General features: G+C 73.8%; 12 protein-coding genes and 2 riboswitches. Of the genes, 5 read left to right on the top strand and 7 right to left on the bottom strand.

What is annotated here, in order from left to right; all coding sequences use genetic code 11:
- Window positions 1-2: 2 nt before the first annotated feature.
- Entirely contained in the window at window positions 3-1,097 is a 1,095-nt protein-coding gene (gene gcvT / locus HNR61_RS14050) for a glycine cleavage system aminomethyltransferase GcvT (RefSeq protein ID WP_182843568.1), read from the bottom strand.
- A gap of 77 nt (window positions 1,098-1,174) precedes the next feature.
- Window positions 1,175-1,257, bottom strand: a riboswitch (glycine riboswitch).
- A gap of 4 nt (window positions 1,258-1,261) precedes the next feature.
- A riboswitch (glycine riboswitch) is annotated at window positions 1,262-1,358 on the bottom strand.
- Window positions 1,359-2,036: 678 nt separating this feature from the next.
- Between gcvT and HNR61_RS14045 the strand changes: the two genes are divergently transcribed.
- Window positions 2,037-3,176 carry an alginate lyase family protein gene (locus tag HNR61_RS14045; RefSeq protein WP_182843567.1) on the top strand — a complete coding sequence of 380 codons (1,140 nt, stop codon included), beginning with the start codon at window positions 2,037-2,039 and terminating at the stop codon, window positions 3,174-3,176.
- Window positions 3,177-3,228: 52 nt separating this feature from the next.
- Here the strand turns inward: HNR61_RS14045 and HNR61_RS14040 are convergent, their stop codons facing one another.
- Entirely contained in the window at window positions 3,229-3,813 is a 585-nt protein-coding gene (locus HNR61_RS14040) for a TetR/AcrR family transcriptional regulator (protein WP_182843566.1), read from the bottom strand.
- Between the two features lie 74 nt (window positions 3,814-3,887).
- On the opposite strand from HNR61_RS14040, the gene HNR61_RS14035 reads away from it, so the two are divergent.
- Window positions 3,888-5,666 carry an ABC transporter ATP-binding protein gene (locus tag HNR61_RS14035; protein WP_246442665.1) on the top strand — a complete coding sequence of 593 codons (1,779 nt, stop codon included), beginning with the start codon at window positions 3,888-3,890 and terminating at the stop codon, window positions 5,664-5,666.
- 46 nt (window positions 5,667-5,712) lie between these two features.
- Here the strand turns inward: HNR61_RS14035 and HNR61_RS14030 are convergent, their stop codons facing one another.
- Genes HNR61_RS14030 through HNR61_RS14015 form a run of 4 tightly spaced genes read right to left on the bottom strand, consistent with a single transcriptional unit; the run spans window position 5,713 to window position 10,763 of the window.
- A complete protein-coding gene (locus HNR61_RS14030; protein ID WP_182843565.1) occupies window positions 5,713-6,477 on the bottom strand; it encodes a 3-oxoacyl-ACP reductase in 765 nt (254 codons plus the stop codon).
- On the bottom strand, window positions 6,478-7,845 hold the full coding sequence (locus tag HNR61_RS14025; RefSeq protein WP_182843564.1) for an aldehyde dehydrogenase family protein: 1,368 nt from the start codon (window positions 7,843-7,845) through the stop codon (window positions 6,478-6,480). It lies immediately after the preceding gene.
- On the bottom strand, window positions 7,842-9,212 hold the full coding sequence (locus HNR61_RS14020) for a glutamine synthetase family protein (RefSeq protein ID WP_312897901.1): 1,371 nt from the start codon (window positions 9,210-9,212) through the stop codon (window positions 7,842-7,844). Before HNR61_RS14020 ends, HNR61_RS14025 begins: the two co-directional genes overlap by 4 nt.
- A gap of 18 nt (window positions 9,213-9,230) precedes the next feature.
- On the bottom strand, window positions 9,231-10,763 hold the full coding sequence (locus tag HNR61_RS14015) for an amino acid permease (RefSeq protein ID WP_312897900.1): 1,533 nt from the start codon (window positions 10,761-10,763) through the stop codon (window positions 9,231-9,233).
- 154 nt (window positions 10,764-10,917) lie between these two features.
- Here HNR61_RS14015 and HNR61_RS14010 point away from each other — a divergent pair, with 154 nt between their 5' ends.
- On the top strand, window positions 10,918-11,685 hold the full coding sequence (locus HNR61_RS14010; protein ID WP_182843563.1) for a FadR/GntR family transcriptional regulator: 768 nt from the start codon (window positions 10,918-10,920) through the stop codon (window positions 11,683-11,685).
- Between the two features lie 138 nt (window positions 11,686-11,823).
- Complete coding sequence (locus tag HNR61_RS14005; protein WP_182843562.1) at window positions 11,824-13,131, top strand: M50 family metallopeptidase; 1,308 nt, start codon at window positions 11,824-11,826, stop codon at window positions 13,129-13,131.
- A 67-nt stretch (window positions 13,132-13,198) separates the two neighbouring features.
- Here HNR61_RS14005 and HNR61_RS14000 read toward each other — a convergent pair whose 3' ends face one another.
- Entirely contained in the window at window positions 13,199-14,680 is a 1,482-nt protein-coding gene (locus HNR61_RS14000; RefSeq protein ID WP_182843561.1) for an MFS transporter, read from the bottom strand.
- Between the two features lie 96 nt (window positions 14,681-14,776).
- Here HNR61_RS14000 and HNR61_RS47660 point away from each other — a divergent pair, with 96 nt between their 5' ends.
- Window positions 14,777-17,281, top strand: coding sequence for an AfsR/SARP family transcriptional regulator (locus tag HNR61_RS47660; RefSeq protein ID WP_182843560.1), 2,505 nt, complete (start codon window positions 14,777-14,779; stop codon window positions 17,279-17,281).
- The last annotated feature ends 171 nt before the right edge of the window (window positions 17,282-17,452 follow it).

Genomic DNA, 17,452 nt, shown 5'->3' with positions numbered 1-17,452 from the left:
TCTCAGGAACGCTTGTAGAACGGCAGGGCGACCACGTCGACCGGCTCGCGCCGGCCACGGACGTCCACCGCGAGCTCGGTCTCCCCGACACCGCTGTCGAGGTAGGCCATGGCGATCGGCCTGCCCAGTGTGGGCGACGGAGCGCCACTGGTCACGACCCCGCACGGCGTGCCGTCGGACGTGACGACGTCGTACCCCCTGCGGGGCGCGCGACGCCCCCGCGCGACCAGCCCCACGAGCCTACGGCCTGCGGGGGTCTGCGCGGCCGCCTCCAGCGCGGACCGGCCGACGAAGTCCCCCTCCTTCTCGAACTTCACGACCCGGCCCAGCCCCGCCTCGAACGGGGTGGTCTCGGCCGTGAGCTCGTTGCCGTACAGCGGCATGCCCGCCTCCAGGCGGAGGGTGTCGCGCGCCGACAGGCCGCAGGGGACCACGCCCTCGACCGCGGCCAGGGCCCGCCAGAGCGCGACGGCGTCGGCGGCGTCCACGAAGAGCTCGAACCCGTCCTCGCCGGTGTAGCCGGTCCGGGCGATGAGCGCGTCGATCCCGGCGACCTCGTCCGCCATGATCGCGTAGTACTTCAGCCCGGGCAGCGGCGCGTCGGTGAACCGGCTCAGGATCTCCTGCGCGTCCGGCCCCTGCAGCGCGATCAGCGCGTAGGAGTCGCTGCGGTCCTCCACGGCGGCCTCGAACCCGGCGGCCCGCTCGACCAGGGCCTCGCGGACGACGGCGACGTTCGCGGCGTTGGCGACGACCAGGTAGGTCTCGTCGGCCAGCCGGTACACGATCAGGTCGTCCAGCACGCCGCCGTCATGGGCGCAGATCATGGTGTAGCGGGCCTTGCCCACGGCCATCGGCGAGATGTTGCCGACCAGCGCGTGGTCGAGGGCCGCGGCGGCCCGCGGGCCCGAGACGAAGATCTCCCCCATGTGGGACAGGTCGAACAGCCCGGCGGCGGTGCGGACGGCCCTGTGCTCGGCGGTCTCGCTGGAGTACCGCAGCGGCATCAGGTATCCCGCGAAATCCACGAGGTTCGCGCCGAGCTCGGCATGAACGTCGTGCAGCGGCGTCTTCTTCGGGGCGTTCTCGGCGGACATTCGGGTCGGCTCCTTCGTCGCGGGCGCAGGCAGGCACAATCGTCCCACTCGCGCACCGGGCGTGGTCGGTGCCTCCCCCTCTGTCATCGGCGCCTGAGAGCTTCACCCCGTGGGGCTTTCACCTTCGGCGGGGGACCGGCGGGTCCCCGCTTTCCAGAGGTCGCCTGGTCCGCGCGGTCCGTGGGCCTGAGAGGTTCCGGGGAGGATTTGCTCCTTCGGCGTCCCTGACTGGCGACCAGGGCACTCTCCCGCACGGGATCAACGGCTGAGGCCAATCTAGCAGCGCCGATGACCTGCGACCAGCCGACGGAACGCCCTGATCTGAGCCGGTTCGCCACGCGATGCCGCGCGCGTCTGGTTACATGATCCGGTCTGAGGTCGTGTGAGGGAGACGGAAATTCGATGAGGCTCGGCCGCGCCCGGAACTGGGTCCTGGCCATCGTGGTCACCGCGATCGTCGTCGCCGCGCTCCGACGCCGCGCCGCCCGGGGCGGAGACCGTAGCGACGGCACCGGCGGGAAGCCGGACCAGACCACCAACCCCCGGACCGCGAGACGCGGTTCCCCACCGTCATCCCGACCAGAACCACCGGAAGGAGCCGAACGCCCCCGCCGGAACGCGCTACCCCCCGCGAACACGCCCCTCCCCGAGGGCACGCCACCCAGCGGGGATGGACCGTTCCCCCAAACAGCCCCACCCCACCACGGCACACCACCACACGAAGACAGGCCACTCCACGAGAGCACGCCGTTCCAGGATGGTGCGCCGTCCCACGGGGGTGCGTCGCCCCGTGAGGGGGCTTCATCTCGTGAGGGGGCGCTGTCCCGTGAGGGGGCGGCGCTTGAGGGCGTGTCGCCGGGTGGGGGCGGATCTTCGGGTGAGGGTGCGGCGTCCGGGGGAGCGGGGAGGAGGCGGCGGACGCGGGTACGGGCGACCGTGGTGAGCGGGGTCGTCGCCGTGGCCGCGTCGGCGGCCGTCGTCGCGGCCACGCTCGGGACCGGGAACGCGGGCGGCGGGGACTCCGGCGCGCCCGCGCCCGCCCACCGGCCGCCCCCCGCCTTCCAGCACCCGGGGGTGATCACCGGGGCGGCCGAGCTGGACGCGGCCCGGACCAGGATCAGGGCGGGGCGGCAGCCGTGGCGGAACGCCTACACCGCCCTGCGCGGCAGCGAGTTCGCGGCGCTGACCTGGCGGCCCCGGGCCCAGGGCGTCGTGGCGTGCGGTGTCCCCGGCTCCGCCGACCGGGGGTGCGCCGCCGAACGCCGGGACGCCACCGCCGCCTACGTCCACGCCCTGAGCTGGTACCTGTCGCGCGACGAGCGCCACGCCCGCAAGGCCATGGCGATCATGGACGCGTGGTCGGCGCGGCTGCGCGAGCACACCGGCGCGCGCGCCCCGCTCCAGGCCGCGCGGGCGGGCATGGACTTCGTCCGCGCCGCCGAGCTGATCAAGCACGGGCACGGGCGCTGGGCGGGGCAGCAGCGGTTCGCCGACACCCTGCGGCGACTGTACCTGCCGCTGGTCGACCGGCCCTACCCGCAGGTCAACGGCAACGTCGAGCTCACCACCCTGAACGCCGCCTCCGCCATCGCCGTCCACCTCGACGACCGGGCCGCGTTCGACCGGGCGGTGGGGCTGTGGCGCAAGCGCCTGCCGCAGTACGTCTACCTGCGTTCCGACGGTCCGGCCCCGCAGGCCCCGGCGGCCGTCGCGGCCGCGAGGTTCTGGCACAACCCGGCCAGGCTGGCGGACGGCCTCACCCAGGAGACCTGCCGGAGCCTGGAGTACGCGGGGCAGGGGCTGGCGGCGGCGCTCGACGTCGCGGCGACCGCGCGCCTCCAGGGCGTCGACCTGTACGGGGAGGCCCGCCCCCGCCTGACGGCCGCGCTGGAGCTGCACGCCCGGAACCCGGCGCGGCTCTGCCGGGGCGGGTCGAAGGGCTCGCTGGGCCCGGTGCTGGAGGTCGGCCACGACTCCTACCGGCGGCTCGGCGTGAAGCTGCCGTTCACCGGGCGGGCGGTGGCGGGCCGGCAGGCGGCGGGCGGCTGGGAGGTCCTTTCGCGCACCGCGAGTCCGTGACGGGTCGCGACCGGCGGCGTACGGGTGCGTTCCCGTGCGCCGCCGTCGCGTTTCACGGGGCCGTCGCGACCATCTTGTGGAGCGAGCGCAGGCACATGGTCAGCGCGGTGTGCCGGGTGACGCCGTCCTCCCGGGCGTGCGACCACGCCGCGAACAGCAGCGCCCAGAGCGCCTGAACGATCCACTCGGGTGACATCTCGGGGTCGAAGGCGCCCGCCCGGCGGCCCCGGCGCAGCAGGTCCAGCAGCGCCCGGTCGGCGGGCGTCTCCTCCTGCCAGCCCTCCCAGGCGATGAGCTGCGGGTTCTCGAACATCAGCGACAGCCCGTCACCGACCTCGAAGTACTCCTGGCAGAGCCGGTCCAGGGCGGCCGGCGCCGGGCCGTCGTGGGGGCGGGCGCGCTCGGTGGCGAGCTGGATCTGTTCGAGGACGCGGGCGCCGATGGCGTTCAGCAGGTCGGCGCGCTCGGGGAAGTAGCGGTGCACGGTGGTGCGCCCCACCCCGGCGGCGGCGGCCACGTCGCCGAGGGACGCGGCCGGGTTCTCGCGCAGGGTCGCGATGGCGGCGTCGATGATGGCGTTCCGCGTCCGGGCCCGTGCTCTGCTCTCGGTCGAGGGTTCCGCCTGCTTCTGTGCCATGTGCATACGGTAACGCGCCGTCCGCAATGAAACACATTTGACACCGATGGAACATTGCTGTTCCACTGGAGAACATGGATGATCCGAAGCCTTCGATGAACCTGCCGCGGCTGCGCGTGCTGTGGTCGTTCACCCGCCCGCACCGCGGCACCCTCGCGGTGGGCCTGGCGATGTCGCTGGTCTCGTCCGCGCTGGGCCTGGCCACGCCGATGGTCACCAAATGGGTCCTGGACAGCCTCTCCGCCCGGTCCTCCCTGCTCGGCCCGATCGTCGCGATGCTGGTGCTGCTCGTGGTCGGCCTGGTGATCACCTACCGGCAGTGGGTGCTGCTCGGCACGCTCGGCGAGCGCGTCGTGCTGGAGGCCCGCGAGTCCCTGGTCCGGCGGATGCTGCGGGCCACGGTGCCCGCGCTGGCCCGCCGTTCCACCGGCGAGCTGGTCACCCGCGTCACCTCCGACACCCTCCTGCTGCGCGAGGCCGCCGCCACCAGCCTGGTCGGCCTGGTGAACGGGCTGGTCATGCTGGTCGGCACGCTCGTGCTGATGGGCGTGCTCGACCTGCCGCTGCTCGGCGTGACCGTGGCGGCCACGGTCGTGGTGGTGGTGCTGTTCGCGCTGCTGATGCCGGGGATCGCCAAGGCGCAGGTCCGCGCCCAGGACACCATCGGACGGCTCGGCGGCGTCCTGGAGGGCGCGCTGCGCGCGATCCGCACCGTCAAGGTCAGCGGCGCCGAGGACCGCCAGGCCGAGAAGATCATCGACGATGCCCGCGCCTCCGCCGCGCACGGCGTGCGCGCCCTGCGCCGCGAGGCGATCGCCTGGGTGATCGCCTGGTCCGGCCTGCAACTGGCGATCATCATGATCCTCGGGCTGGGCGCCTGGCGGGTCGGCGGCGGCGAGCTGGCGGTGTCCAGCCTGATCGCGTTCCTGCTCTACGCGTTCGGCCTGATGGAGCCGATCATGGAGCTGAGCCAGAGCATGACGACCCTCCAGAACGGCATCGCCGCCGCCGAGCGCATCCGCGAGATCGAGGACCTGGAGGTCGAGCCCGCCCCCGGCCCGGCCGCCGCCGCGCGCCCGCGCCCCGACGGCGGCCCGGTCCTGGAGATCCGGAACGTCACCGCCGCCTACGGCCCCGGCCTGCCCCCGGCCGTCCGGGACGTCACCCTGACCGTCCCGCGCCGCGGCCACCTGGCGATCGTCGGCCCGTCCGGCGCGGGCAAGACGACGCTGCTGTCCCTGATCCTGCGCTTCCTGGAACCGCAGGAGGGCGAGCTGCGCCTCGACGGCACGCCCTACCGCGACCTCACGCACGCCGAGATCCGGTCCCGCCTCGCCTACGTGGAGCAGGACACCCCGATCGTGCCCGGCACCATCGGCGAGAACGTCCGCTACGCCGCCCCCGACGCCACCGACGACGAGGTCGCCGGGGTGCTGCGCGCGATCCGCCTCGCCGACAAGGTCGACACCCTGGACGAGGGCCTGGACACGCCGCTGACCTCCACCTCGGTGTCCGGCGGCGAACGCCAGCGCATCGCGCTCGCCCGCGCCCTGCTGCGCACCCCCGAGGTGCTGCTGCTGGACGAGGCCACGGCCCAGCTCGACGGCCTCACCGAGGACGCCATCCACCGCTGCGTCCGCGAACGGGCCGCGACCGGCGCGGTCGTGACGATCGCCCACCGCCTCTCCACGGTGATCGACGCCGACACGATCGTGCTGATGGAGGCGGGCCGCGTCCGCGCCCAGGGCACCCACGGGGAACTCCTGGAACGCGACTCCCTGTACCGCGAGCTGGTGGAGGCGCTCCGCATCGCCAACGTGACCGGCACCGCGGGGACCACCGTCCCCGCGTGAGCGGCGGAGTCCGTGGGGCGTCCGCCTGCCGGACGCCCCACGCGCCCTACAGCGGGGTCACGTACGCGCCCGAGATCCCGCCGTCCACCAGGAACTCCGACGCGGTGATGAAGCTGGAGTCGTCGGAGGCCAGGAACGCGACCGCCGCCGCGATCTCGGCGGCCTCGGCGAAACGCCCCATCGGGATGTGGACGAGCCTCCGGGCCGCACGCTCGGCGTCCTTGGCGAACAACTCCATGAGCAGCGGCGTCGCGACCGGTCCCGGGCACAGCGCGTTCACGCGGATCCCCTCGCGCGCGAACTGCACCCCCAGCTCCCGCGACATCGCCAGCACGCCGCCCTTGGAGGCGGTGTAGGAGATCTGCGAGGTCGCCGCCCCCATCACCGCCACGAACGACGCGGTGTTGATGATCGATCCCTTGCCCCGCTCCCGCATGTACGGGATCACGTGCTTGCAGCACAGGTAGACGCTGGTGAGGTTCACGTCCTGGACGCGCCGCCACGCCTCCAGCCCCGTCTCCAGGATCGAGTCGTCGTCCGGCGGCGAGATCCCGGCGTTGTTGAACGCCACGTCGATCCGCCCGTAGGCGCGGTGCGCGGCCTCGTACAGCGCCCGCACCTCCTCCTCGGAGGTGACGTCCACCTTCACGAACAGCCCGCCGACCTCCCCGGCCGCCGCCTTGCCGCCGGTCTCGTCCAGGTCGGCGACCACGACGCGCGCGCCCTCCCGCGCCAGCCGCCGGACGGTCGCCAGCCCGATCCCGCTCGCGCCGCCGGTGACGACGGCCACGCGGTCCTCAAGACGCTGCACTCATTCCTCCGTTGCGATGAAGACGTTCTTGACGTCGGTGAACGCGTCCAGGGCGTCCGGGCCGAGCTCCCGGCCCAGCCCCGACTGCTTGAACCCGCCGAACGGCGTCCAGTAGCGGACCGACGAGTGCGAGTTGACCGACAGGTTCCCCGCCTCGACGGCGCGCGCCATCCGCAGTCCCCGGCCCAGGTCGCGGGTCCAGATCGACCCGGACAGGCCGTAGACGGTGTCGTTGGCCAGCCGCACCGCGTCGTCCTCGTCCTCGAACGGCGCGACCGTCACCACCGGCCCGAACACCTCCTCGTTCCAGGCGGGCAGGGCCGCGAAGCCCGGCGTGGCCAGCACGGTCGGCGGGAACCAGAAGCCCGGCCCCCCGGGCGCCGGCCCCCGGAACGCGACCGGCGCGCCGTCCGGGACGTAGGAGGCGACCCGCTCCCGGTGGGCGGCGCTGATCAGCGGCCCCATCTCGGTCTTCGCGTCGCCCGGGTCGCCCACCCGCAGCCCGCGCACGGCGGGTTCCAGCAGCTCCAGGAACCGGTCGTAGACGGGCCGCTGGACCAGGATCCGCGACCGCGCGCAGCAGTCCTGCCCGGCGTTGTCGAACACCGCGTAGGGCGCGGTCGCCGCCGCCCTCTCCAGGTCGGCGTCGGCGAAGACGATGTTGGAGCTCTTGCCGCCCAGCTCCAGCGTCAGCCGCTTCACGCCGGGCGCGCACGCCGCCATGATCTCCTTGCCGACCCGGGTGGACCCGGTGAACACGATCTTGGCGACGCCGGGGTGGTCGACCAGCCGCCGCCCGGCGACCGGCCCGGCCCCCGGCAGCACCTGGACGACGCCCTCGGGCAGCCCGGCCTCCAGCGCCAGCTCGCCCACCCGCAGCGCGGTCAGCGGCGTCAGCTCGGCGGGCTTGACGATCACGGTGTTCCCGGCCGCCAGCGCGGGCGCCAGCCCCCACCCCATGATCGGCATCGGGAAGTTCCACGGGACGATCACCCCGACGACCCCCAGCGGCTCGGCGAACGTCACGTCCAGCCCGCCCGCCACCGGGATCTGCCGCCCGCACGCCCGTTCCGGCGCGCCGGCGTAGTACTCCAGCACGTCGCGCAGGTTCCCCGCCTCCCAGCGGGCCTGCCCGAGCGGATGCCCGGCGTTGCGGACCTCCAGCGCCGCCAGCTCCTCGGCGTGCGCGTCGACCATCGCCGCGAACGCCCGCAGCAGCCGCGCCCGGTCGCCCGGCGCCACCGACCGCCATCCCTCGAACGCCCGCCCGGCGCGTTCCACCGCCGCGTCGGTCTCCTCGGCCGACGCCGGCGCGACCCTCTCCACGACCTGCTCGGTCGCCGGATCGATCACCTTGAACTCGGTCACAGCCTCTCGAACCCCCGGAACATCTCCCAGTCGGTCACCGCCCGGTCGAACGCCGCCAGCTCCACCCGCGCGTGGTTGGCGTAGTGCTCGACCACCTCCTTGCCGAACGCCTCGCCCGCCAGCGCGCTGGACGCCCAGTCCGCCGCCGCGTCCCGCAGCGACCCCACCACCGTCTCGGCCTCGGCGGCGTAGGCGTTGCCCCGGAAGGGCTCCTCCAGCGGCAGCTCGTTGTCGATGCCGTGGAGCCCGGACGCGACCAGCGCCGCGACCGCCAGGTAGGGGTTCACGTCGCCGCCCGGCACCCGGTTCTCGATCCGCAGCGACGGGCCGTGGCCGACCAGCCGCAGCGCGCACGTCCGGTTGTCCACGCCCCACCTGATCGCGGTGGGCGCGAACGAGCCCGGCTGGTACCGCTTGTAGGAGTTGACGTTCGGCGCGTACATCAGCGTGAAGTCCCGCAGGCACGCGAGCTGTCCCGCGATGAAGTGCTCGCCGATCCTCGACAGGCCGTGCGGCCCGTCCCCGGCGAGCACCGGCCGCCCGTCGCCGTCGCGCAGCGAGAGGTGGATGTGGCAGGAGTTGCCCTCCCGCTCGTTCGGCTTGGCCATGAACGTGATCGACATGCCCTCCTGGGCGGCGATCTGCTTGGCGCCGGTCTTGTAGAGGGCGTGGTTGTCGCAGGTGGCCAGGGCCTCGGCGAACCGGAACGCGATCTCGTGCTGGCCGAGGTTGCACTCGCCCTTGGCCGACTCGACGTACATCCCGGCCCCGGCCATCCCGTTGCGGATCCTCCGCAGCAGCGGCTCCACCCGTGCCCCGCCGAGCAGCGAGTAGTCCACGTTGTACTGGTTGGCGGGCGTCAGGTCCCGGTAGGCCCGCCGCCACGCCTCCTCGTAGGAGTCCTGGTAGACGACGAACTCCAGCTCGGTCCCCACGTAGGCGGCCCAGCCCCGGTCGGCGAGCCGGGCGAGCTGCCGCCGCAGCACCTGCCGGGGCGAGGCGGCCACGTCCGCCCCGTCCTCCCAGGCGACGTCGGCGTGGACGAGCGCCGCGCCCTCCTCCCACGGGACGCGCCGCAGCGTCCCCAGGTCCGGCCGCATCACGAAGTCGCCGTAGCCGGTGTCCCAGGACGACATGGCGTAGCCGTCCACGGTGTTCATGTCGACGTCCACGGCGAGCAGGTAGTTGCAGCCCTCCGCGCCGTGCGCGGCGATCTCGTCGAGGAAGAAGCGGGCCGACAGCCGCTTGCCCTGCAACCGGCCCTGCATGTCGGTGATCGCGATGATCACGGTGTCGAGCCGTCCGGCCTCGGCCTCGGCGCGCAGCCCGTCCAGGCTGAGCGATGGGGACGCGGGCGATGGGGGCACGGGGATACCGCCTTCCGGTCAGTTGATCGACTTCAGCTCGTTCTCGATCGCGGCCAGCTCCGCCGCGCTGCCCTGCACCTTCGGCCCGGTGAACCACCGGCGGGCCGACAGCAGCCACCACAGGCCCGCGCCGCCGAGCACCACCAGCACGGCCACCGGCGAGTAGTTGAAGGTGTCCCTGGTGATCGGGCTGGCGGGCGGCAGCATGAACAGCACCGAGATGAACGCCACCCACGCCACCGCGACGATCCCGACCGGGCGGCTCCACCGGCCCAGGTGCCAGGGGCCGCGCCGGAACGCGTCCCCCTGCCGCAGCCGCAGGAACGTCGGGATCACGTACGCGATGTACAGGCCGACCACCGCGACCGAGGTCACCGCCAGGTAGGCCGTCTTGTTCCAGATCGCCGGGAGCGCCAGCAGCCACGCGCCGCCCGCCGCCAGCCAGATCGCGTTGGTGGGCGTGCGGGTCCGCTTGTTGATCGAGTGCCAGAACCGGGAGAACGGCAGCGCCCCGTCCCGCGAGAACGCGTAGATCATCCGGGAGTTCGCCGTCACCGACGCCATCCCGCAGAAGAACTGCGCCACGAACGAGACCAGGATCAGCAGCTTGCCGGTGGTCTCCCCGGCCGCCGACAGGAAGATCTGCGCCGGGCCGTCCTTGGCCGCCGCGCCGTAGTCCTGGATCGCGAAGGTGACCCCGACCAGCAGGACCCAGCCCGCGATCACCGACACCAGCACCGAGTTGACGATGCCCCTCGGCCCGCTGCGCGCCGCGTCGCGCGTCTCCTCGGTCATGTGCGCCGAGGCGTCGTAGCCGGTCATCGTGTACTGCGACAGCAGCAGCCCGATCAGCGCCGCGTACCAGCCGTACTGCCAGCCGGTCCCGTTGACGAACTCCCCGAACACGAACCCCGGCGACTGGTGCTCGGCGGGCTTCACGACCAGCACCCCGACGACGACCGCGACGCCGACCACGTGCCACCACACGCTGATGTCGCCGAGGACCGCCACCAGCTTCACGCCGAACTGGTTGAGCAGCGCGTGCACCGCCAGGATGACCGTGAACAGCAGGAACGTGTGCCCGAGCGTCACCGAGTACCCGAACTGGGCGTCCAGCAGCGGGTTCAGGAACGCCGCCGACCCGTAGACGATCGCCGCCGTGACCGCGACCTGCCCCACGAAGTTGAACCATCCGGTGAACCAGGACCACGCGGCCCCGTTGCGCCGGGCGAGCTTGGCCGCCCAGTAGTACAGCCCGCCCGCCGTCGGGTAGCTGGAGCACACCTCGGCCATGGCGAGCGCGACCGTCAGCGTCATCACGCCGACGAACAGCCACCCCCACGTGATCACGACGGGGCCGCCGCCGTTCAGGCCGATGGTGTAGGAGGTCAGGCAGCCGCTCAGCACCGAGATGATGGTGAACGACACCGCGAAGTTGGAGAAGCCGGACATCGACCGCCGCAGCTCCTGGGCGTAGCCCAGCTCGTGCAGCCGTTTCTCGTCGTCGGACGGGGGTGGGGGAACGGACGCCTGTCGCTCGTCGGTGCTCACGAGCGCCTCCCTACGATCGGGGCCGGGCCGTTGACGCGCCTTTAACGGGCTAATGTCAGACCATTAATGTTTCCCGGGCCCGTCCCGTCAAGGGGGCGGCGGTCGCGAAACGAAGACGTAACGTGGACCTCGTCCCCGATGTGGAGAGGCGGCCATGCCCGGAACGACCGGTACCGACCTCGCGGGCGCGCTCCCCGCGGCCTCCGGTGACCTCGGCGCCGCCGCGGTGTTCCGGCCGGTCCGGGGCGGCAACGCGTTCGAGGAGACCGTCGAGCGCCTGCTCCAGGCGATCAAACTCGGCGTCGTCGCGCGCGGCGACCGCCTGCCGCCCGAACGCGAGCTGGCCCCGCTGCTCGGCGTCAGCCGCGTCACCCTCCGCGAGGCGATCCGCGCCCTGGCGCAGGAGGGCTACGTGGAGTCCCGGCGGGGCCGCGCGGGCGGGACGTTCGTCACCTACCGGCGCCCCCGCCCCGGCCGGGCCGACCTGCGCCGCGCGGTGGCCGAGATGGGCGACGACCTGGCCGACACCCTCACGTTCCGGCTGGCCGTGGAGACCGGGGCCGCGCGGATCCTGGCGGGCGCGGACCTGTCCGACGGCCGCGGCGCGCTGCTGCGGGCCCGCCTGGACGAGCTGACCGCGGCCGGTCCCGACGACTACCGCCGCCTGGACACCCTCTTCCACCTGACGATCGCCGAGCTGACCGGCTCCCGGCTGCTGGCCGCCGCCTGCGCCGACGCCCGGATGCGCGTGACCGACCTGCTCAACGCCATCCCGATCCTGCGGCCCAACATCGAGCACGCCGCCGTCCAGCACGCCGCGATCGTCGAGGCGATCCTGGCGGGCGACCCGGAGGCGGCGGGCCGCGCGGTCGCCGAGCACCTGGAGGGCACCGCCGCGCTGCTGCGCGGGTTCCTGGGCTGAACCCCCGGCGACCTGCCCGCCGTAAAGGATCGGTAAGGCCGAAGCGCCCGTCCCGTCGTGGATTTGTACGCGGTGACGTTCGTTGGGCATGACGTAACCTTGGGTGGGTTGCTGGTGATCACGGAGGGGCGTTAACGCATGGTCTGGCTGGCGGGCGTGCTGATCCTGTTCTTCGGCCTGCTGGTGTCGATCGCGCTGCATGAGCTGGGCCACTTCAGCTTCGCCAAGCTCTTCGGTGTGCGGACGACCCAGTTCATGGTCGGATTCGGTCCCACGATGTGGTCGAGGACCAAGGGGGAGACCGAGTACGGGATCAAGTGGATCCCGCTCGGCGGCTACATCCGCATGATCGGGATGCTGCCGCCGCGCAGGGGCGACGCGCCCGGCCAGATCCGCAACCTCAGCACCGGCCCCTGGCAGGGACTGATCGAGTCGGCCCGCGGCGCGGCGCTGGAGGAGGTCAGGCCCGACGACGGCGACCGCGTCTTCTACGCCAAGAAGTGGTGGCAGAAGCTGATCATCATGTTCGCCGGGCCCGCGATGAACCTGGTCCTGGCCGTGCTGTTCTTCGGCATCCTGCTGATGGGCATCGGTAAGGAGACGCCGCAGCCGGTGATCAGCACCGTGGAGAAGTGCATGGTCCCGGCGAGCCAGGCCGCCCAGATCCGCCGGGACGAGTGCCCCACCGACGCCAAGCAGACCCCGGCGATGCAGGTCGGGCTGAGGCCGGGCGACCGGATCACCGCGTTCGCGGGCAAGAGGATCGAGTCGTACCCGCAGCTCCAGACGGCGATCCGCGACGCCGGCGGGCGGACCGTGCCGATGACGGTGCGGCGCGGCGACCAGACGCTGAACCTCCAGGTCCCGGTCACCCGCAACGAGATGCGCGACCTCAAGGACCCCAAGAAGGTCGTCAACGTCGGGTTCCTCGGCATCACCCCGACCCAGGCGTTCGAGCGGCAGGGCCCCGGCGTGGTCGCCACCACCATGGTCGACCTGACCAAGCGGACCGGCGAGTCGCTGCTGCGGATGCCGGAGAAGATGGTCGGCGTCTGGAACGCGGCCTTCGGCGACCAGAAGCGCGACCCCAACGGCCCCATCGGCGTGGTCGGCGTCAGCCGCATCGGCGGCGAGGTCGCCGCCTCCGACGAGCTGTCCAACCAGCAGAAGCTGGCCGCGTTCATCAGCCTGCTCGGCTCGGTGAACCTGGCCGTCGCCCTGTTCAACCTGATCCCGCTGCTGCCGCTGGACGGCGGCCACATGGCCGGGGCGCTGCTGGAGGCGGTCAAGAAGGGGTTCGCCCGGCTGCTGCGCCGCCCCGACCCCGGCCCGGTGGACGTCGCCAAGGCGCTGCCGCTGACGTACGCGATGGCCGCCGTCCTGGTCGTGATGGGCGGCCTGCTGATCTACGCCGACCTGGTCAACCCCATCCGGCTGTCCGGCTAGGGGCCCCGTGGTGAGCGGCCGGGCGGTCACCTTCCATCCGCCATGACCGCCCGGCCGCTCACCCGGCTCACCCCCGCTTCTCCCCGATCGGCCGCAGGTGCCGCAGCAGCGCCGCGCCGACCACCGCCAGCACGAGGACCAGCGCGGCGCTGACGCCCGCCACGGCGGCCAGGCCGTCCATGAACGCCTCGCGGGCGCGTTCCATCGCCTCGGCCGGGAGCCGCGCGGCGGCCGCCTCGCCCAGCGACGCGCCCCCCTCCTCCGGGGCGGAGGCCCGGTAGACCGCGGCCCCGAGGCTGCCGAGCGTCGCCACGCCCAGCGCCACCCCGAACTCCCCGGACATCTCGGCCACCGCCGACGCGGAACCGGCGCGTTCCCGGGGCGCGGACCCCACCACCAGGTCCATGCCCAGCACGCCGAGCGGCGAGGCCCCGAGGAAGCCGACGGTGACGGCGACCGTCATCGTCGCCGGGGAGTCGGTCCACATCGCCGCCCCGAACCCGGCCGCCGTGAGCACCAGCCCGGTCGCCACCACGATCCCCGGCCGCACCCGCCGCGCCACCAGCGGGGTCGCCAGCGAGCCCGCCACCAGCGCCAGCGCCGGGGGCGCCATCCACAGCCCGGCCCGCAGCGGGGCCATCCCCTCGACCAGTTGCAGGTACTGGCTGACGAACAGGTAGACCCCGCTCTGCACGATCGTCCCGACCACCAGGATCCCCAGCGCCGTCGAGAACGTCCGGTCCCGGAACAGCGCCACGTCCAGCATCGGGTCGGCCGCCGCCCGCTGCCGCCGCACGAACAGGACCCCGAACACCAGCCCGGCGGCCATCGCCGCGTAGGCGGTGACCCGGCCGGGTTCCGCGGCGGCCTCCTTGAGCCCGTACACCAACGGCAGCACCGCCGCCAGCGACAGCACCACGCTCACCGGATCGATGCGCCCGTTCCCGCGCTCCCCGTCCGCCGGCAGCAGCAGCGGCGCGGCGACCAGCAGCAGCACCATCACCGGCACCGCCATCAGGAACACCGACCCCCACCAGAACGCCTCCAGCAGCAATCCGCCGATCACCGGCCCCAGCGCCGCGCCGCCCATGAAGCAGGCGCTGAACACGCCGATCGCGAACGCGCGCTGCCGGGCGTCCCGGAACAGCACGGTGACCAGCGCCAGCGTGGACGGCAGCAGCGTCGCCGCCGCCAGCCCCAGCAGCGCCCGCGCCACGATCAGCGCCCCGGCCGACGGGGCGTAGGCCGCCAGCACCGACGCGCCCCCGAACGCCACCGACCCGACCAGCAGCAGCCGGCGCCGCCCGACCCGGTCGCCGACCGCGCCCATCGTCACCAGGAACCCCGCCATCAGGAACCCGTAGACATCTATGATCCACAGCATCTGGGTCGCGCTGGGCGCCAGATCCGCGCCCAGCCGGGGCAGCGCCAGGAACAGCACGCTGTTGTCCAGGGCCAGCAGCAGCACCGGCAGGGCCAGCACCGCCAGCCCCGCCCACTCCCGCCGCCCCGCCCGGGGCGGCCCTTCCGTCTCCACGATCACCGACATGCGCTCGTCTCCCTCATCCTCGTCGGGAGACCCAGCCTCCGGCGCGGGCGTTATGACGGGATTCGGATCCGCTTTCGACGCCGCTACCGTGGGGTCATGCGCTTCGGTGTGCTCGGTCCCCTCCAGGTCACCACCGACGACGGCCGCGCCGTGCGGATCGTCGAGGCCAAGGTCCGCGCGCTGCTGTGCGACCTGATCGCGCACGAGGGCCGTCCGGTGTCCGCCGAGCGCCTGGTCGAGGACCTGTGGAACGGCACCCCGCCCGCCGACCCGGTGGCCGCGCTGCGCGTCAAGGTCTCCCAGCTCCGCCGCGCGCTGGCCGACGCCGAACCCGGCGCCCGCGCCCTGGTGGAGTCCCGCCCGCCCGGCTACGCCCTGAGCACCGACCGGACCGACGTCCACCGCTTCGGGGACCTGCTGGACCAGGCCCGCCACCTGGCGGACGACCGGGCCCGCGCGACCCTGCTCACCCGGGCCCTCGACCTGTGGCGGGGCCCGGCGTTCGCGGACTTCGCGGACGAGCCGTTCGCCCGCGGCCCGGCGTCGGGCCTGGAGGAGCAGCGGCTCACCGCCCTGGAGGACCTGGCCGAGGCCCGCCTCCGCCTGGGCGACCACCACGCCCTCACCGCCGAACTCGCCGGCCCGGCCGAACGCCACCCCCTCCGCGAACGCCTCCAGGCCGCCCTCATGCGCGCCCTGTACCGCGCGGGCCGCCAGCCCGAGGCCCTGGAGGTCCACCACCGCCTCCGCGCCCGCCTGCGCGACGACCTCGGCCTGGACCCAGGCCCGGAGATCCAGGCCCTCCACCGGGCGATCCTCAACCACGACCCGTCCCTGCGGGAGCCGCCCGCCCCGGTGCTCCGCACCCGCCTCCCCGTCCCGGTCACCGACCTGATCGGCCGCGACACCGACGTCGAGGCGATCCGCGCCCTGCTGGCCGGGACCCGCCTGATCACCCTCACCGGCCCCGGCGGCGTGGGCAAGACCCGCCTGGCCCTGGAAGCCGCCGCCCACGCCACCGGAGGCTTCCCCACCGAACCGCCCCCTCTCCCCGGACCGACCTGCGCGACCGAGACGACTCCGCAACCAGCGACACCAGCATGCGGTGAAGCGGCCGGGGGCGACTCCACTGCGAAGACGGCGGCGGTGACGTCCTGGAACGGCGGGCCTGCCACGAGGACGGCCGAGGCGACGGCGGGACCTCGCGGTGAAGTGGCCCCGGCCTGGGATGTGGACTCGCCCCAGGCCAGCGGCACCGCCGGGCAGTCGGCGGGCGGGGCAGCGGTTGGCGCTGCGGCGGAATCTTGTGGCGAAGCGGATGGGACGGCGGCGGTGACGTCCTGGGACGGCGGGCCTGCCGTGGGGGCGGACGGGGCGGCGGCCCGCGCTGTGGAGGGGGCTCGCGGTGAAGTGGCCCCGGCATGGGGTGCGGACTCGTCCCAGGTCCCCGGCGTCGCCGCTCAGGTGGTGGGCGGGGCTGGGATGTTCCCTGATGGGGTCGCGTTGGTGGAGCTGGCGGCGCTGCCGCCCGGTGCCGACTCCGCTGAGAAGGTCGCCGAGGCGGTCGCGGGCGCGTTGGGGGTGTCCGGCGATCCGGGGGCGGCTCTGGGGGGCGCCCGCGTCCTGCTCGTCCTCGACAACTGCGAGCATGTGATCGAGCCGGTCGCCAAGTTCGTGGACACGCTGCTGCGGTCCGGCCCCGGCCCGCGCGTGCTCGCCACCAGCCGGGAGCCGCTGGGGATCGCGGGGGAGCACGTGTGGCCCGTCGCCCCGCTGGAGGTCCCCGGGGCGGGGGCCGGTCCGGGGGAGGTCCGGGAGTCGCCCGCGGTGCGGCTGTTCGAGGCGCGGGCCCGCGCCGCCGCGCCGGAGTTCGCGCTGGACGACGGCAACGCCGAGGCCGTGGCGACCCTCTGCCGCCGGCTGGACGGCGTTCCGCTCGCGTTGGAGCTGGCGGCGGCGCGGGTGCGGGCGTTCGGCGTCCACCGGCTCGCCGAGCGCCTGGACGACCGGTTCCGCCTGCTGGCCTCGGGCCGCCGCGCCGCCCCCGCCCGGCAGCGGACGCTGCGCGCGGTGATGGACTGGAGCTGGGAGCTGCTCACCGACTCCGAACGCGCCGTCCTGCGGCGGCTGGCCGTCCACGCGGGCGGGTTCACGCTGGAGGCGGCCGAGCAGACCTGCGGCGGCGACGGGGTGGACCCCGCCGACGTCGCCGACCTGCTGGCCCGCCTGGTGGACCGGTCGCTGGTGGTCCGGGCGGGGGAGCGGTACCGCCTGCTGGAGTCGGTCGCCGCCTACTGCCTGGAACGCCTGGACGAGGCCGCCGAGACCCCCGCCGTCCGGCTCCGCCACGCCGTCTACTACACCTCGGTCGTCGAGTGCGCCGAGTCCGCGTGGAAGCGGGGCAGCTCGCGGGAACGCTGGCTGGCCCGCCTCGACGCCGAGACCGCCAACCTGCGCTCGGCCCTGGAGAACACCGCCCGCCACGGCGACGCCCGCCTGGCCCTGCGCCTGACCAGCTCCCTGGCCTGGTACTGGGCCCTGCGCGGGGACGTGGCGGCGGCCCGCCGCCTGCTGGCCGCCGTGGGCGAGGTCGCCGTCTAGGGGCTGGCTGTTTCAAGGTGGGCCTCAGCCCACACGCGAGCGCGTTACCTGACCTGCGGGCCCGACGCCGCAGGCGAGGGCCCGCGGGTCAGATCGCGAAGCGATGCCGCGCTCGCCGAGACCTGGTGAGGTGCGAGCCCCCGGGGCGAGCGCCGTGGGCCAGGGCTCTTG

The sequence above is a fragment of the Actinomadura kijaniata genome (genome assembly GCF_014138665.1).
GTDB lineage: Bacteria > Actinomycetota > Actinomycetes > Streptosporangiales > Streptosporangiaceae > Spirillospora > Spirillospora kijaniata.
Note: the sequence above shows the minus strand (reverse complement) of the source record. Positions and strands in the feature narration are given on the sequence as shown.

What these genes read in the sequence shown, in the direction of transcription:
- HNR61_RS14035 (WP_246442665.1), top strand. Translation starts at nt 3,888, where the DNA reads ATGGATGATCCGAAGCCTTCGATGAACCTGCCGCGGCTGCGCGTGCTG.
- HNR61_RS14040 (WP_182843566.1), bottom strand. Translation starts at nt 3,813, where the DNA reads ATGGCACAGAAGCAGGCGGAACCCTCGACCGAGAGCAGAGCACGGGCC.
- HNR61_RS14005 (WP_182843562.1), top strand. Translation starts at nt 11,824, where the DNA reads ATGGTCTGGCTGGCGGGCGTGCTGATCCTGTTCTTCGGCCTGCTGGTG.
- HNR61_RS14010 (WP_182843563.1), top strand. Translation starts at nt 10,918, where the DNA reads ATGCCCGGAACGACCGGTACCGACCTCGCGGGCGCGCTCCCCGCGGCC.
- gcvT (WP_182843568.1), bottom strand. Translation starts at nt 1,097, where the DNA reads ATGTCCGCCGAGAACGCCCCGAAGAAGACGCCGCTGCACGACGTTCAT.
- HNR61_RS14000 (WP_182843561.1), bottom strand. Translation starts at nt 14,680, where the DNA reads ATGTCGGTGATCGTGGAGACGGAAGGGCCGCCCCGGGCGGGGCGGCGG.
- HNR61_RS47660 (WP_182843560.1), top strand. Translation starts at nt 14,777, where the DNA reads ATGCGCTTCGGTGTGCTCGGTCCCCTCCAGGTCACCACCGACGACGGC.